Genomic DNA, 14,270 nt, shown 5'->3' with positions numbered 1-14,270 from the left:
CAAGCTAGAGGGCGACCAACTGGGGCACGCCCACCAATTTTTCGCTCAGATCCCAGAGCAGCTTGGCCTTGGCCTCGTCCCCTGCTTCGTCCGAGACTTCTTGGTTAAAGGGCTTGGCATTCTTGCGTTGCCGGTTGCCCCAGCTCCAGTAGAACCCTGACTGGCGAAACTCGGGATCCGCCACCACCTGGGCCACCCGCTCGCCGGCCAGCTCCTGGGAGACATAGCCACCGGTGATGTTTTTTTGAAACCAGGGGAAGAGCTTTTGGAACAGGGGATAGTGATGGCGGAAGAGGCCTGTTTCCGCCACGCAGCCGGGGTAGAGGGAGAGGAAGGTGATGCCGGTGCTCTCGTGGAAGCGGCGGTGCAGCTCCCGCATGGTGAGGATGTTGCAGACTTTGCTGTCTTTGTAGGCCTTGACGGGATCGAACTTGCCGCCATCGGCCATGCTGATCGGCTCCTTGAAACCCTGGGCAAAACCCCGCAGATCCCCCAGGTGGGGTTGGGGCGGGATCTTGCCCCCCAGCTCCTTGGGGTTGTGGGTGACGGTGCCCAAGATCACCAGCCGCCGATCCGGGTAAGTGGAGCGCTTCAGATCCTCCAGCATCAAATGGCAGAGCAAGAAGTGCCCCAGGTGGTTGGTGGCCATGGTCAGCTCATAGCCCTCCGGGCTGCGCAGGGGCTGCTTGAGCAAGGGCATGTAGATGGCGGCGTTGCACACCAGGGCATCCAGAGAGCGGCCCGACTGGCGAAATTGCTCGACAAATTGCCGCACACTGGCCAGGCTGGCCAGATCGATCGGCATCAAGGTGTAGCTGCCCTGGGGGATCCCCACCTGCTGGGCCATCCGCCGGCCTTTGTCCAGATCCCGACAGGCCATCACCACGTGCCAGCCCCGCTTGGCCAAAGCCAAAGCCGCATACAGGCCGACGCCGGAAGAAGCTCCGGTAATCACCACGGTGGGTTGCGCTTGTGCTTGCATATCCAACTCCTCTGCCATGTCCTCAAGAGGGATTTCCTGCACAATCCATCTTGGAGTGGAAAGCGGGCCAGACAACGAATTGATAAGGTTTGCGACGGTTTTTCGAAACAATTGCTTCACTTTTAGACACACCGGCAAGCTGGCAGGCTTGGGATCCCTTACACCAGCGCCGGCTCCCGCACGGGGGTTTTGTAAAAGTCCGAAAGCAGGGCAAACAGCTCCCGATCCTCGGCAGGCCGGGGCACGATCCCCTCCGGGCGGGCCAGCAGCTCGTCGGCGATGTTCAGGTAGTACTGACAGACGGGCTCCAGGCTGGGATCCGTCTCTGCCATCTCGAAGAGGGTTTTGCCCTTCACCCGCGAGATGCGAATGTCCTCGACCAGTGGCAACACCTCGAGCACGGGCATGGGCACTGCCGAGACGTATTGGTCGATGAGATCCCGCTTGCTGGTGCGATTGCCGATCAACCCGGCCAGCCGCAGCTTGCGGGTTTTGGCCTTCTCCCGCACCGAGGCGGCAATGCGATTGGCGGCAAAGAGGGCGTCAAAGCCGTTGTCGGTCACGATCACGCAGTAGTCGGCGTAGTTGAGGGGGGCAGCAAAGCCGCCGCACACCACGTCCCCCAGCACGTCGAAGAGAATGACGTCGTATTCATCGAAAGCATTTAGCTCCTTCAGGAGTTTGACGGTCTCCCCCACCACATAGCCGCCACAGCCGGCCCCCGCCGGTGGACCGCCCGCCTCGACGCAATCTACGCCGCCATAGCCGCGGTAGATCACGTCCTCCGGGTAGATGTCTTCGTAGTGGTAGCCCTTGGCCTCCAGAGTGTCGATGATGGTGGGGATCAAAAAGCCGGTCAGGGTGAAGGTGCTGTCGTGCTTGGGATCACAGCCGATCTGCAGAACCTTTTTGCCCCGCTTGGCCAAAGCCACCGAGAGGTTGCAACTGGTGGTGGACTTGCCGATCCCACCCTTTCCGTAAACTGCCAACTTCACAGCACGTTCCTCCACAAGCCTGGCAAAGGCCATTATCGGCAGCCCATCCACCTCCTGAGAAGTGTTAAGAAGAGTTAAGGGAAGTCTAAAACAGGTTAAAGGAGTTTCCTAAATCGCTGGACAGACAAAATTCCGTCCAAAAGATTTTTAGAGCTAGATTTTAGCTGTTTATCAGCTTTTGTTTTTTGTTTTTGTATAAAAGTAGATCAAAAGCAAATGATGCCTCTCTCCTCGCCTCTGACGAGCGCTGACGACAAACGTCCTCCCGTCAACCCGATGGAGACGGCTGGCGGGATCCCTGTTCCCGGTGTGAGGGCGGGTCTCAAGAATTGTCTCAATGTCCAGAGGAGCGGCGGAATCGGCAATTCAAAAGGGATCCCTTAGGGATCGAAGGCAAAGGTCATCTGCACGGCCCCTGTAGAATCCACCTCAACCCTGCGCAGGAATTCCCGCAGGTAGGCGCGGCGCTCACTCTCGCTGAGGTCTTGCCAGAAGGGCGGGATGGAGAGAGTTTGGGCAATCTGGAGGAAGTTGGCGGGGGGGAGCTGTTCCAGCTTTTGGGCCAAGCGGGCCGTTTCCGCCCGCAACTGGTAGCAGCGCTGGGCCAGGGCAGGTTCGTCCATTAGTCCAGATTGCTGCAGCTCCTCCAGTTGTCGCAGCCGCTCGCTGTTGGCTTGGATCTGGGCTTGGAGCTGTTGGCGGGTTTGATCCAGGGCCTGCCGATCCAGGTTTTGGGCCCGCTGGGGGAGCTGTTGGCAGACTTGGCGGATCACCTCCTGCAGAACGGCGGCGTAGTGGAGGCTGTAGCGACAGGTTTGGCAACGCAGGTAGAGGTAGGAGGAGCCGTTCTTCTTGGCCTTGCGAGGGGTGGTTTGCACAATGCGCAGAAGGCTGCCGCAGACGCGGCAATGGACTAGGCCGGCCAAGGCGCGGGGGGCGCTGGCGCTGCGGCGCGGGATCTTTTGGTTGCGTTTGAGCCAGCGATCGATCTGGGCGGCCTCGGCGCGGCTGAGGAGAGCCGGGTGGGTATCGCGCAGAACGGTGCCGTCGGCGTAGGCCAGATCTCCACGATAGACCGGGTTGAGCAGCCAGTTGCGCCCGGTGGCCACCGAAATGCGCTTGTGGTGTTTTTCAGCGATGAAGCGCACCGCCTGGCGCAAGGATCCGTAGAGAAGAAAGTGCTGGAAAAAATCCTGAACAATGGGGGCTTGGCGGCGATCCAGCGCGTAGCGATCCCCTTCGCGGCGGTAGCCAAAGGGGGCAGGCCCAGGGGGAGGCTTGCCCGCTAGACGGTTTTGGGCTTGGCTGCAGCAGAGGCGGCGGCTCTGCAATTGATGGGGGAGCTCGGCCAGCAGCGGGATCCAATCGGCAGCAGCGCTGGGGGTGTGCAGGCCGGACTCGTTGACCAAGCTGAGGCGGAGCCCCGCTTGTTGGATCTGCAATAGCCGTTGGTGGACTTCCTCCACTCGATCCCCCAGATCCGCCAGGCGCACCAGCAGCACCTGCTGCACCGATCCGGCGGCAATGCCCTGCAACAGCTCTTCCAGATGGATGCGGGATCCCCAGTCGTGCCAGATGGGATCGGCCCCGTGTGCTTTCAACCAGGCCAGCTCCTGGTCTGGCCAAGAGGCATGGGCGGGCGTGTAGAGGTAGCCGCAAACGCTCATGGACAAGCAAACTCTCACCGCTGCTGTACCCGCACCCGACACCCCTCTTGGCCAGGGATCCCAGCTAGGCTAAGGGAGAGACAAACCGGCAAGCCTTGGCCGCCGAAGGCTCTCCGCAAGATGGCTTTACTCCACCGCCGCAGCCGCGTATTCCAGCTCCTCTTCCGAAACCTCCAGCGGCGCCTCCTCGACTTGTCCTTGCTTGGCAGCCCGCAGTTGCTCGCGGTACTTGGCCGCCATTTCTTCTGCTTTTTCGTAAACCAGCTTGGGATCTCGCAGCATGTCGCCGGGATTGGGCTCCAGTTGCTTGGTAGACAGCGAGATGCGACCCCGTTCTGCGTCTAGGTCGATGATCATCACCTTCACTTCGTCGTTGACGTTGAAGACGCTGTGAGGCGTGTCGACATGCTCGTGGGAGATCTCGGAAATGTGCAGCAAGCCAGAGACGCCGCCAATGTCGATGAAGGCACCGTAAGGCTTGATGCCGCGCACCGTGCCGACCACTACCTCGCCCACCTCCAGCTTGTTCATCTTCCGCTCCACCAGGGCGCGGCGATGGCTCAACACCAGTCGGTTGCGGTCTTCGTCCACCTCCAAAAACTTCAGGGGCAGCTCTTCGCCCACCAGCTCTTCCTTGGGCTTGCGGCTGCTGATGTGGGAGCCGGGGATAAAGCCGCGCAGTCCCTCAATACGCACCAGGGCGCCTCCGCGGTTGGTGGCAAAAATGGTGGCCCGCACCGTGGCGTCTTCTTTTTGTAGCTGCCGCACCCGCTCCCAAGCCCGCATGTACTCGATGCGGCGGATGGAGAGGGTCAGTTGCCCCTCTTCATTTTCTTCGGTGAGGATAAAAAACTCGCGCGTCTCTCCCGGCTGCAGCACCTCGTGCGGATCCTCTATCCGGCTGATGGACATCTCCTGCAAAGGCAGGAAGGCAGCCGTCTTGGCCCCAATATCGATCAACGCACCGCCCGGCTCCACCGAAAATACCGTGCCAGCTACAATTTCGCCAGGGCTGAAGTGATAGTCGTACTTATCCAAGAGGGCGGCAAAGTCCTCGGTGGTGAAACCTACATCGGCAGCAGCGGTGAATCGACTCATAGGGGTGTAACAGCAGAGCAGTTGATGCGAATTAGCAGTTGAACTTGTAAGGAACAGCTCCCATACTCGCTCACCCTCCCAGGCGGGACAGGCAATGGCTTGGGAAATACTATAGTAGCTTAAGAGGGCAGCTTTTGTGGCAAACTTCCTCGCGATCCTGCCAAGCTAGAGAGAGAGGGCCACAGGTGGGAGAGGGGCGATTGCACTTTATCGACCAGGCGGAAATTGAAGTGCAGGCGGGGAACGGCGGAGATGGCATTGTTGCCTTTCGCCGGGAAAAGTATGTGCCCGCCGGAGGGCCCTCAGGGGGCAATGGAGGACGGGGCGGCTCGGTGATCCTGGTGGCAGATCCCGGCCTGCAGACCTTGTTGGATTTTCGCTTTCAGCCGGTGATCAAGGCAGAACATGGGGCCAAAGGGGGGCCCAACCATCGCAGTGGCGCCAGTGGTGCGGATCGGCTGGTGCGGGTGCCCTGCGGCACAATGGTGTTCGACACAGAGACCGGCGAGCTGCTGGGGGATCTGGTGCAGCCCGGGGATCGGCTGCTGGTGGCTCGGGGCGGGAAAGGCGGCCTGGGCAATGCCCATTTTCTCAGCAACCACAATCGGGCTCCCCGCCAATTTACCAGGGGCCAACCGGGAGAGCGGCGACGCCTGCGCCTGGAGCTAAAGCTCATTGCCGAGGTGGGGATCGTCGGTATGCCCAATGCGGGCAAATCCACCCTGATCTCGGTGGTCTCGTCCGCCCGGCCCAAGATCGCCGATTACCCCTTCACCACCCTGCAGCCCAATTTGGGAGTGGTGCCCCATCCTGCCGGGGATGGGGTGGTGTTTGCCGACATTCCCGGACTGATCGAGGGGGCACACCGAGGGGTGGGGTTGGGCCACGACTTTTTGCGCCATGTGGAGCGCACGCGGGTGTTGATCCACCTGGTGGACGGCACAGCAGCAGATCCCGTCAGGGATTACCAAATCATTCAGCAGGAGCTGCGCGCCTACGGCCACGGGCTAAGCGACAAGCCGCAGATTGTGGTTTTGAACAAGATCGATGCCCTTGAGCCCCAGGAGGTGAGCGAGCGCACCCAGCGGCTGTCAATGGCTGCCGGTGCCCCGGTATCGGCCATCTCGGCGGTTGCCAGGCAGGGGCTGGAGCCCTTGTTGCAGCGGGTGTGGCAGTGCCTGGGCCGGGATCCGGATCTCCATCGACCCGCGGCGGCTAGCAAAATCCAGCCAGTTCGGGGGCAGGAGAATCTTAGAATAGGAGTGCCCCTGCCTTCCCAAAACTCAGAGATGAGCGGCTATGTATATCTCGGCGGAGGATCTGCCCCCCGATTTGCGCCAGATCAAGTTGGCCATTGAGCAGGCGGCCCAGGCGAGGGCGGGAGCTTGTGTGGAGCTGTTGATGCTCCTGCGGTTGTTGGAGGATCTGCACCGCACGATTTTGGAGGGGGCCTTCCGAGAGTCTTTGCCCAACACCCGGCAAGAGCTCTATCGGGTGCTTCAGGATTTGGAGGAAGCAGGCGACTGGCCCTATTTGCCTCGTCTGCATATTCAAGCGCTGATGCAACGGCTAAAAGATTGGCCGCAGGGATCCCTGTCGGTGCCGCCTACCCCTCGTTCTGGGGGAGTTGCGGAAGTGGTGGAAAGCCCTAGCCGCTCCGAGTCTTGAGGTTTTGCTTTTTTCTCCCGAATGGCCGAGTATTTTAAGCTCCATCCACAGCATCCCCAGGCCCGTTCCATCCAACGGATTGCAGCCGCTCTGCGGGAAGGGGCGGTCATGCTTTACCCCACCGATACGGTCTATGCCATTGGCTGCGATGTCACCCACAAGCAGGCGGTGGAGCGGGTAAGGCGTCTCAAGCGGCTTTCCAACGACAAGCCCCTCACCTTTTTGTGCCCTTCGCTTTCCCAAATTGCCCAGTATGCCCAAGTGAGCGATCCCGCCTATCGGCTGATGCGGCGGCTGATCCCGGGCCCGTTTACGTTTTTGCTGCCGGCCACCAAGCTGGTGCCCAAGTTGGTCATGGATCCCAAGCGGAAAACCACCGGCATCCGCGTGCCCGATTCGGCCATCTGTCAGGCGCTGTTGGCCGAGCTGGGCAATCCCATCGTCTCCACCTCGGCCAAGCTGGGCGGGGATCCCGTCGGCTCTTTGGAGGTGGGTTTTGACTCTGCTGGGGATTGGGAAGAGGGGGGAATCTTTACCGCCGAGGAAATGCGACAGTTGGAGAAACAGGTGGATTTGGTGCTGGATGACGAGGCTCCCTATCGGGCCCAGGTCTCGACGGTGATCGATCTCACGGGGCCGGAGCCGCTGCTGGTGCGGGCCGGCTTGGGGTACGAGCAGGTGGCGGATCTAATAAATCTAAATCTGAAGCCGGTGGAAGCGGAGGGTTGAGGGCAGAGGGATCCCGTGTTCTCTAGAATAGGGCCGGTGCCTGTGGAGTGTGCCCATGCCTGAGTCTTTGGCTGAGCAAAAGCTGGCCCTGTTGCGCCTGCTGGAGGGGGCTGACCGAGGCCGGAAGGTTTCCCCTGACCAGAAAGCCCAGATCTTGTCTCACATTGCTGCTTTGGAGGCGCTCAACCCCACCCCCAGGCCAACCTCTGTTCCTGAACAGTTGGAGGGGAACTGGCTTACCCTATTTACCACCAGCACAGACCTGCTGCGGCTGGCCCAGTTGCCCCTTCTGACCACCGGCGAGATCTACCAGTGCATTCGGGCCAAAGCTGGGCGGGTCTTTAACGTGGCGGAGATCCAGGGATCCGGCTGGCTGCAGGCTTGGCTGCCCCGGGGAGTTGTGGCGGTGGCGGCCCGCTTCTACCCAGAGTCGGAATGCCGGGTCAGGGTCATTTTCGAGCGCTTGGTGCTCGGATCCCAGGCCTTGATGAGCTACGAGATCGAGAGTTTTCTCGATTTGCTCGAGCGGGCTCCGGAGCGGATCCCGGCTATTCAAATCGATATCCGCCGCCGCGAGCCAACGGGTTGGCTGGATATCACCTATTTGGATGAAGACTTGCGGCTGGGTCGGGGCAGCGAGGGGAGTGTATTTGTTCTAAAGCGGGTCGGCTAGTCGGAGGATCCAGAGGACTCCGTTTCCGCCCTTTCGTGAGATGGGTTTTGGGTTAGGGTGGAGCTTATTTCCTGGAGAACTTGCAAGGCGCGGTAGGACTCTCGCAAAGTTTGCAGCTCCTGTTGAGTTTGCTCCAGTTGCCGGGCTTTTTGCTCCTGTAAGAAGCGCAGCCTTTGATTTTCGGACGCCGTGCGACGCAGAACGTGCTTGAGTTTCTGCTTCTGCTGCTGAAGCCGAGTCCGCCTCACCTCCAACTGCTGCAGTTGGATTTCTTGGAGTTCCAGTTCTATTTTCAGAGTGGCGACCTGCATCTGGAGTTGGCGAAGTTTTTGGTTGAGCTCTGGCTCTGGTGTGGGTTTTGCCGACTCAGGGCTTGGGGAAGAAGGTGATGACAATTCTTGTAGGGGCTGCAACTGTTGGGCCTTGGCCTGCGAAGCTTGATCCTGGTGCTGCTCGCCCTGCAGTCTTACTTGAGTGTGTTCGCTTACTTCGGTTTCAGTTTCCGTCTGCTGCTCAGCTTGATCAAGAATTTGTCGATCGCGGATCTGGGTTCGAGGATCCTCGTCAACCGACTGCAAAGGGAGAGAATCCTCCTCGGGTTGCCGAGGGTTGCCGCCATAATCGGCGGGATCAAAGGGAGACAGAGCCGCTACCAGCGAGGCCCGAAAATCAGTCCAGGAGCCCGACTGCAGACCCATCTGAACCACCCGCCAGGCCCCATAGGAGGCCCCAATTGCAGCCAGGAGCCCAGGGATCCCGGCCAAGGACAGGGAAACCTTGGGCAGGGTCGGCAGGATCTGATCCAGCAGGCCCACCACCAACGCGAAGACAAAGATCCCGCTCCCCGCGGCAGCGGCACCTGAGACCCAAGAGGAGCGGGAGAACATCATCGTTTCTGTTTTTTCGCTAGCAGAACCACCGGAGCAGGAGAACCAGAGGTCAGGTTCACAGATCGCCTGCCTGCATCTCAGTTTATCCCGCCGGCAGCCTCTGTTTCTCGCTTAGGGCACTTGCCAAGCCCGCTGGTGGTAGCTCTGCAATTCGGCCCAGGGATCCGCTGCTGCTGCGGGGGTATGGCCGTGGTTGTGGTGATGGTGAGAGTGATGGTGATGGGATCCGTGCCCATGGGAGTCATGGTCATGGTGATGAGTATGCCCCGCTCCCAGCTCTGCGCTCACCGCCAGGCGAAACTTGCAGAGGTGGCAGTTCATCAGGGTTTGGCCCTGGAGAGCTTCCTGCTCCAGTTGCTGCAGGCTGTGCAGCACCGCGTCCACAAGGCCCAATTCCGGCAGCATCAGCCAGTCGATCTCGGGGTATTGGCGTCGCCGTTCTTGCACCGCCGCCTCGATTTTTTTCACCAGCACCCCTGTAAAGAGAAAATAGGGCAGCACAACCACCCGGCGCGGCTGCCAAGAGAGGGCCCGCTCCAATCCCACGGGCAGGCGGGGATGGGTAATGCCGATAAAGCAAGTTTCCACAGCGGCAAACCCAGATCCTTCCCAAAGCAGCCGAGCCAGTTTACAGGCTTCGGCATTGGCCTCGGGATCGCTGGAGCCGCGACCCACAAACAGGAGCACGGTTTCTGCTTCTGGGATCCGCTGCGGTTGGGCGGCCATCAAAGCGGCCAATCGGTCTCGCAGCAGTTGCAGGATCTCGATGCGGATCCCCAACGGCCCACCGTAATGAATGCGCAACTGGGGATAGAGGGCCTGCAGGCGATCCAGTTCCATCGTCACATCGAACTTGTTGTGGCGCGCCCCAAAAAGCAGCAGCGGCAGGGCCACGATCTCCTGCCACCCTTGGGCCAAGCATTGTTCCACCCCCTGGGCAATACTGGGCTGGGCTAGCTCCAAAAAGCAGGAGATCACCGGCCGATGGGGGGTGAGGGATTGATAAACTTGGGCCAGCTCCAGAAAGGCTTGCTGCCCTTCAGGGTCACGGGATCCATGGCCGATGAGCAACAGGGGCAAGGCAGGAGAAGAAAACTGCCCAACCGCACGGGGAGGGGAAAAACTGAGGACATCCAACACAAAAAACTCCGTTCCTTGTGAATCGCAAGGGGTACAGGACAACGGCAGGTGGGTGTTCTGGCTGAGGGAGGGATCCCATCACAGTTGCGTCACAGTGGCGGACTTGCACCGCACTTTCCCCAGTCTGCCTGAGCCTTTTAGGTTAGCTTGCCGCTTGTCGTTCACCAAGCCCCCTGGGGGGGATGTCCTTGTCTGCCAGAAGATAGCCCTGAGGCATGAGCGGTACGGCAGACTCATGCTCAAAGGGCAGCAAAACTGTTGCCGCGCTAATCCCCCTTGCCCCTGGGAGAGGGCCTAACGCCGGCCTGCCGGTCTGTGGGCTCGAAAGTGTCGCAGGCGCAGGGCATTGGCGACCACCGAAACGGAACTCAGGGCCATGGCTGCCCCCGCCAGCATGGGGTTGAGCAGCCAACCGGTGAAGGGGTAGAGCGCCCCGGCGGCAATCGGGATCCCGAGCGTGTTGTAGATAAAGGCGAAGAAGAGGTTCTGGCGGATGTTGTTGAGGGTGGCCCGGCTGAGTTGAATGGCTGTGGCGACTCCCCGCAGATCCCCCGACATGAGGGTAATATCGCTGGCGGCCATCGCCACATCCGTACCTGTACCAATGGCGATCCCCACATCAGCTTCTGCCAGAGCCGGAGCATCGTTAATGCCATCTCCCACCATCGCCACCCGCCGTCGCGGTTGTCTTAGGCTGCGTATGTAAGCTGCCTTCTGATCCGGACGGACTTGGGCAATTACCCGCTGAATGCCTGCTTGCCGAGCAACCGCTTGGGCCGTAGTGGGGTTATCCCCGGTTAGCAGGATCACCTCTAGACCCATCTGTTGCAGCTGTTGCACTGCCTCAGGAGAGGTGGGTTTGAGCGGATCGGCAATGGCCAACAGCCCCACCAGACTCTGGGATTGCGCTACGCCGATCACCGTTTTGCCCTGGCTTTCCCAATTCTGAACCCGCTCTGACCAAGAGGGATCCCAGGGGATCCCCATCTCCTGTAGCCAGCTCAGCCGACCGATGCGAATCCACTGATCTTCCACCCAAGCTTCTGCCCCACTGCCTACCCTTGCCTGAAAGTGCCAGGCAGGAGGGATCACAATTTTTTCGGCTTCGGCTTTCTGCACCACCGCCTGGGCCAAAGGATGTTCCGAGTGCCGCTCCACTGCCGCTGCCAGGCGCAACACCGTCAGGGGAGAGGAGCCATTAGCCCAAATATCGGTGACAGTGGGACGACCTTCGGTCAGGGTGCCGGTTTTGTCCAAGACCACCGTGCGCAAGTCGTGGGCCAATTCCAGGCTGTCGGCACTTTTCACCAGGATCCCCAATTCCGCCCCTCGTCCCACGGCCACCAGGATCGAGGTGGGGGTCGCCAACCCCAGCGCGCAAGGGCAGGCGATGATCAGCACCCCAATTGTGTTCACCAAGGCCAGTGTCGGGTTATCGGCCAGCACCCACCAGAGCACAAAAGTTAGAACTGCCACCCCAATCACCGCCGGCACAAACCAGGAGGTGACCCGATCCGCCAACTGTTGAATCGGAGCTTTGGATCCCTGAGCTTCCTGCACCAAGCGCACGATCTGGGCCAGAACTGTGTCTTTGCCCACCCGCCGCGCTTCCATCACAAAGCTGCCCGTCTGATTCAGCGTTGCCCCAATCACCTCATCCCCCGCCGATTTGACAACAGGCAGGCTCTCGCCGGTCACCATCGACTCGTCGAGGGTGGAGGATCCCTCTAGGATTACCCCATCCACCGGCACCTTCTCGCCGGGGCGCACCCGGATCCGATCCCCCACCTGCACTTCCCGAATCGGAATATCCTGCTCCACCCCATGGCGAATTACCCTTGCCGTTTTCGGTTGCAGCCCGATCAGCTTGCGAATGGCCTCAGAGGTTTGCCTTTTGGCCCGTTGCTCCATCCACTTGCCCACCAGAATCAGGGTGGTGACCACCGCCGACACTTCGTAATACACATCGGGATGCAGTCCCTGCCGATGGAAAGAGTCGGGGAAAACCGTTGGGAAAATGGAATAGAAGAAAGCCGCGCTCGTCCCCAAGGCCACCAGCGTGTTCATATCCGCTGAACGCCGTTGCCAAGCGGCCCAAGCGCCTCGATAAAAATGCTTGCCCACCCAAAACTGCACCGGAGCCGTCAGCAGCAACTGCAACCCAGGATTGTGCAGCCACATGGGAAAGCCCGGGATGTCCATCCCCAGCATCATCGGCAGGGATCCGATCACCAGCACCGTGCTGATGCCCACCCCTATCGCCACCTTGAGCTTCAGTTCCCGTTCTGCGGCCCGTTGGGCGATCCGCTCTGGATCCGACAGATCGTCCAGCTGCCAATCCTCCTGGATAAGGCGCGCCCGATACCCCGCCCGCTCCACCGCCCGAATCAGCGCCTGCGGATCCACCAGCCTGGGATCCCCTTTGACGGTGGCCTGCTCGCTGGCAAAATTCACTGATCCGTGGGACACCCCCTGCACCTGAGTGAGGGCCTGTTCGATGCTGCGGGCGCAGGAGGCACAGCTCATCCCTTGCAGGGCCAACTGCCAAGTGCCCTCAGGAGAAGGCGCAGAGGCCGATAGTGCACCCGATGACCCTTTATGGGCAGACATGGCAACACCTTGTTGATGAAACGACAGCTACTCTCCACCCTGGGCAGGGCGAAGGCAGCCATCTGTACAGAAATTCAAAACAGACGCCCGACCGTTCCCGGCCCAAAATTGACTAGGCCGGGGGATATCCCACCTGGGTGAGGGCCTGCCGCAAATCGCTCACAGACCGCTCAGAAGTGATCCGCACCTGTTTGGTTTTGGGATCCCCTTCCACCTGCGCCTGGGGATCCAGTTGCCGCACCGCTTGCGCAATGGTGTCTATACAGGCCCCACAGGCCAGCTTGGGCACCGTCAAAACAACCTGCATCTTGGAAAACCCCCCCAATGCCACTGAAAGGATGCTAAACCTTACAGTGGGCTGGAAGGTCAAGAGGGAGGCTGAGGCTCGTCCATATTCCAGCGGTAGTCCACCTGATAGCCCCGCTGTCGCCACTCTTCCTCCAGTTGCACCTGTTGGGTGAGGGCTTTGCGCAGGGAGTTGATCAGCTCTTGCGTGCGGCCTCGGTTGCCAAAATCCTGTTCCTCTACTGCCGGAAAGGTTTGCCGCTCCAACACCCGCAGCAGAAATTCGTAGTGGATATGAGCCGGCACAGGAATACGTTTCATCGATCCAAGCAATCCTTAGAGATCAATTGTTCTCGCAGAGATCCATTGATAAATGGTTTTCATTCACTGAGATGACAACAGGTGGCGCACAGCTTGGCCGGGATCCGGCTGGGTCACCAGCGCTTCCCCCACCAGCACAGAGCGCACCCCCCAGGCCCGCAACTGCTGCAGATCGGCGGGGGTATGGATGCCGGACTCGCTGACCACAGGCAGATCGCCAAGGAGCTCCGAGTGGGCGGCCAACAGGTCGCGCGTTGTGTTCAAGTCCACCGCAAAGGTTCTCAGATCGCGATTGTTGATGCCAATGAGCACCCGTCCTTTGGCCTGTTGCAGGTGCGGCAAGGCCAAAACCCGCTGCAACTCTTGGCAAGTGTGCACCTCCAACAGAGCCGCCATGCCCAGTTGCTGAATGAGCTTGAGAAAATAGCCCAAATCCGCATCCGAGAGAATGGCGGCAATCAAGAGCACCGCATCTGCCCCCAGGCTGCGGGCCCAGAGGATTTGGTAAGGGTAGAGGATGAACTCCTTGCAGAGGATGGGGATCCCTACTGCCTGACGGATCCGGCGCAGATACTCGCCGCTGCCCTGAAAGAACCGCTCATCTGTGAGCACCGAGAGGCAACTGGCCCCACCGGCTTCATAGCTCTGGGCAATGGCTACCGGGTCAAAGGGATCCCGGAGGATGCCGCGGCTGGGAGAGGCTTTTTTGACCTCGGCAATCACAGAGATAGGGTGAGGCGACTGGGTGAGGGCCGCCACAAAATCCCGCACCGGCGGAGCCTGATCCAGTTGCCGTTGCAATTCCTTGAGGGGAAGCTGCTCCCGTTGCCGCTCCACCTCCTGCTCTTTATGCCAGACGATCGCTTCCAAAATGTGGCGCGGTTTGGCTTCCGGCGCTGTTGTCTGGTACACCTGAGAGGCTACGACCACCGGCGGGGCAGGAGAACGCCGACGAACAGAAAGCGGCTCACCTTGCAGCTCCATACAAACCCTGAGCAGAACCCTACACCACACCCTAGACTACCTTAGTGCTCCGCCACCGGTTTGAATAGCTACCCCAGGCATCCCCAAAACTCATCTGGCGAAGGCGTTTTTTTTACCCTATGGTTGAGTCTAGAAAGGTGGTGTAGTCTTTATGCGCCTCGGCGAGCCATGTTCTGGCGGCCGTTCATTTTTCCCCGGCCAGGGGCAGTGGCTCGGTGAGGTCAAGGC

Annotated in this window: 14 protein-coding genes and 1 riboswitch; of the genes, 4 read left to right on the top strand and 10 right to left on the bottom strand. The window is 60.2% G+C overall.

Features of this window, described 5'->3' with window-relative positions; all coding sequences use genetic code 11:
- Window positions 1–4: 4 nt before the first annotated feature.
- The 4 genes from NW848_RS08230 to NW848_RS08215 all read right to left on the bottom strand — a co-directional run bounded on the left by NW848_RS08230 (window position 5) and on the right by NW848_RS08215 (window position 4,742).
- Window positions 5–982: a protochlorophyllide reductase gene (locus NW848_RS08230; protein ID WP_011431182.1), complete on the bottom strand. Its 978-nt coding sequence runs from the start codon at window positions 980–982 to the stop codon at window positions 5–7.
- Window positions 983–1,140: 158 nt separating this feature from the next.
- Window positions 1,141–1,977 carry a ferredoxin:protochlorophyllide reductase (ATP-dependent) iron-sulfur ATP-binding protein gene (gene bchL, locus NW848_RS08225; RefSeq protein ID WP_041439195.1) on the bottom strand — a complete coding sequence of 279 codons (837 nt, stop codon included), beginning with the start codon at window positions 1,975–1,977 and terminating at the stop codon, window positions 1,141–1,143.
- Between the two features lie 380 nt (window positions 1,978–2,357).
- Entirely contained in the window at window positions 2,358–3,644 is a 1,287-nt protein-coding gene (locus NW848_RS08220; protein ID WP_011431180.1) for a recombinase family protein, read from the bottom strand.
- 126 nt (window positions 3,645–3,770) lie between these two features.
- Window positions 3,771–4,742 carry a 30S ribosomal protein S1 gene (locus tag NW848_RS08215; protein ID WP_011431178.1) on the bottom strand — a complete coding sequence of 324 codons (972 nt, stop codon included), beginning with the start codon at window positions 4,740–4,742 and terminating at the stop codon, window positions 3,771–3,773.
- A 200-nt stretch (window positions 4,743–4,942) separates the two neighbouring features.
- Here NW848_RS08215 and obgE point away from each other — a divergent pair, with 200 nt between their 5' ends.
- The 4 genes from obgE to NW848_RS08195 are packed head-to-tail and all read left to right on the top strand — an operon-like array spanning window position 4,943 to window position 7,812.
- Window positions 4,943–6,100, top strand: a complete 1,158-nt coding sequence (obgE, locus tag NW848_RS08210) for a GTPase ObgE (RefSeq protein WP_011431177.1) — start codon at window positions 4,943–4,945, stop codon at window positions 6,098–6,100.
- A complete protein-coding gene (locus tag NW848_RS08205) occupies window positions 6,042–6,410 on the top strand; it encodes a hypothetical protein (RefSeq protein ID WP_228375305.1) in 369 nt (122 codons plus the stop codon). Before obgE ends, NW848_RS08205 begins: the two co-directional genes overlap by 59 nt.
- A gap of 21 nt (window positions 6,411–6,431) precedes the next feature.
- On the top strand, window positions 6,432–7,139 hold the full coding sequence (locus tag NW848_RS08200; protein ID WP_011431175.1) for an L-threonylcarbamoyladenylate synthase: 708 nt from the start codon (window positions 6,432–6,434) through the stop codon (window positions 7,137–7,139).
- Between the two features lie 55 nt (window positions 7,140–7,194).
- The gene (locus tag NW848_RS08195) at window positions 7,195–7,812 is read left to right on the top strand and encodes a PAP/fibrillin family protein (RefSeq protein WP_414402788.1); all 618 of its coding nucleotides are present in this window, start codon (window positions 7,195–7,197) and stop codon (window positions 7,810–7,812) included.
- Here NW848_RS08195 and NW848_RS08190 read toward each other — a convergent pair.
- From NW848_RS08190 to trpC, 6 genes are all read right to left on the bottom strand, one after another.
- Window positions 7,809–8,702 (bottom strand): hypothetical protein, encoded by an 894-nt coding sequence (locus tag NW848_RS08190; RefSeq protein WP_414402789.1) that lies wholly within the window; start codon window positions 8,700–8,702, stop codon window positions 7,809–7,811. The genes NW848_RS08195 and NW848_RS08190 overlap by 4 nt on opposite strands.
- 111 nt (window positions 8,703–8,813) lie before the next feature.
- Window positions 8,814–9,842 carry a sirohydrochlorin chelatase gene (locus tag NW848_RS08185; protein ID WP_414508730.1) on the bottom strand — a complete coding sequence of 343 codons (1,029 nt, stop codon included), beginning with the start codon at window positions 9,840–9,842 and terminating at the stop codon, window positions 8,814–8,816.
- A gap of 29 nt (window positions 9,843–9,871) precedes the next feature.
- Window positions 9,872–10,008: riboswitch (cobalamin riboswitch) on the bottom strand.
- 128 nt (window positions 10,009–10,136) lie between these two features.
- Window positions 10,137–12,452, bottom strand: coding sequence for a heavy metal translocating P-type ATPase (locus NW848_RS08180; protein ID WP_414508729.1), 2,316 nt, complete (start codon window positions 12,450–12,452; stop codon window positions 10,137–10,139).
- A 112-nt stretch (window positions 12,453–12,564) separates the two neighbouring features.
- A complete protein-coding gene (locus NW848_RS08175) occupies window positions 12,565–12,759 on the bottom strand; it encodes a heavy-metal-associated domain-containing protein (protein WP_099884728.1) in 195 nt (64 codons plus the stop codon).
- Between the two features lie 59 nt (window positions 12,760–12,818).
- Window positions 12,819–13,058 (bottom strand): DUF5340 domain-containing protein, encoded by a 240-nt coding sequence (locus NW848_RS08170; protein ID WP_041436722.1) that lies wholly within the window; start codon window positions 13,056–13,058, stop codon window positions 12,819–12,821.
- A 63-nt stretch (window positions 13,059–13,121) separates the two neighbouring features.
- On the bottom strand, window positions 13,122–14,042 hold the full coding sequence (trpC, locus tag NW848_RS08165) for an indole-3-glycerol phosphate synthase TrpC (RefSeq protein ID WP_414508728.1): 921 nt from the start codon (window positions 14,040–14,042) through the stop codon (window positions 13,122–13,124).
- Window positions 14,043–14,270: the final 228 nt, after the last annotated feature.

It is taken from the genome of Synechococcus sp. RC10A2 (assembly GCF_047502605.1).
The sequence above is the reverse complement of the archived record's forward strand: the minus strand, read 5'-3'. Positions and strand labels throughout refer to the sequence as shown.

Coding starts and splice junctions, on each gene's coding strand:
- NW848_RS08205 (WP_228375305.1), top strand. CDS start 6,042: ATGTATATCTCGGCGGAGGATCTGCCCCCCGATTTGCGCCAGATCAAG.
- NW848_RS08220 (WP_011431180.1), bottom strand. CDS start 3,644: ATGAGCGTTTGCGGCTACCTCTACACGCCCGCCCATGCCTCTTGGCCA.
- NW848_RS08200 (WP_011431175.1), top strand. CDS start 6,432: ATGGCCGAGTATTTTAAGCTCCATCCACAGCATCCCCAGGCCCGTTCC.
- NW848_RS08170 (WP_041436722.1), bottom strand. CDS start 13,058: ATGAAACGTATTCCTGTGCCGGCTCATATCCACTACGAATTTCTGCTG.
- NW848_RS08195 (WP_414402788.1), top strand. CDS start 7,195: ATGCCTGAGTCTTTGGCTGAGCAAAAGCTGGCCCTGTTGCGCCTGCTG.
- NW848_RS08175 (WP_099884728.1), bottom strand. CDS start 12,759: ATGCAGGTTGTTTTGACGGTGCCCAAGCTGGCCTGTGGGGCCTGTATA.
- NW848_RS08230 (WP_011431182.1), bottom strand. CDS start 982: ATGCAAGCACAAGCGCAACCCACCGTGGTGATTACCGGAGCTTCTTCC.
- trpC (WP_414508728.1), bottom strand. CDS start 14,042: ATGGAGCTGCAAGGTGAGCCGCTTTCTGTTCGTCGGCGTTCTCCTGCC.
- NW848_RS08215 (WP_011431178.1), bottom strand. CDS start 4,742: ATGAGTCGATTCACCGCTGCTGCCGATGTAGGTTTCACCACCGAGGAC.
- NW848_RS08190 (WP_414402789.1), bottom strand. CDS start 8,702: ATGATGTTCTCCCGCTCCTCTTGGGTCTCAGGTGCCGCTGCCGCGGGG.
- NW848_RS08180 (WP_414508729.1), bottom strand. CDS start 12,452: ATGTCTGCCCATAAAGGGTCATCGGGTGCACTATCGGCCTCTGCGCCT.